Here is a 902-nt window from a genome sequence, read left to right on the forward strand (position 1 = left end):
ATTATATGATATTGTTAATTTTTCAAGGCATTATAATTTTAAAACCAATGCATGATATCATCTAAAGCTACGATTGAATGCTTCATTTTCATTCTTCTTGCACACAGAAATAAATTCTATTAAGTAATATGCATTTCACCCTAAGATGATTCCTAACGTTTCAACTATTAATAATTGCTTGTGTTTCTAGTAACATAAAAAAGCATGGCATAAATTCACCATACTTTTTAAATTAAAGCAATACCTTTAATTTAAAACACTATTTATTATGTACAATTAAACCATCAGGTCTAAAACGACTCATCATAATTTCATTTATAAACTTTCCGTGAGCYTTYAAATTCCCTACTTTTATCCCCTCTTCCACAAATCCAAATTTTTCATATAGAGTTTTTGCTTTCGGATTCGTTTCTAAAACACCAAGTTCTACTCTCTCTAACATTAACCAATTATCAGCCAAATCAAGCATTTTTGTAATAAGTGCTTTTCCAATTCCTTTATTGTGATATTCGCTATCTACTCCAATGAATAAATCTCCCGAGTGAGATCTACGTCCTGGACTTTGGGTTAAACTGACAAATCCAACAACTTCTCCATCATACTCTGCAACAAATTCAAATTGATTCGGTGCTAAATTCCGAATTCTATTCTCCATCGCATCTACACGCATACTAGGTAAGAAAACCATATAAGGTAAAACATCATCTTGAATACATATACGATGAATTGCTCTAGCATCTCGTATTTCTACTGCTCTTACATTAATCTCCATCTTTCTCCCCTCCATTCAAATATCATATTCTAATATTCAACAACAAAATCCTTCCTATCCTTATTTCTTTGTGTTATTTTTATATAATTATTCCGATATAATATTCATTTTTTGAACCTCATCTCTTATA

At 30.3% G+C, this 902-nt stretch carries 1 protein-coding gene; it reads right to left on the reverse strand.

Annotation, left to right across the window (positions count from 1 at the left end):
- Positions 1-259: 259 nt before the first annotated feature.
- The gene (locus AC1DJR_RS31705) at positions 260-787 is read right to left on the reverse strand and encodes a GNAT family N-acetyltransferase (RefSeq protein ID WP_158664686.1); all 528 of its coding nucleotides are present in this window, start codon (positions 785-787) and stop codon (positions 260-262) included.
- Positions 788-902: the final 115 nt, after the last annotated feature.

It is taken from the genome of Bacillus sp. 05T31, from assembly GCF_056396725.1.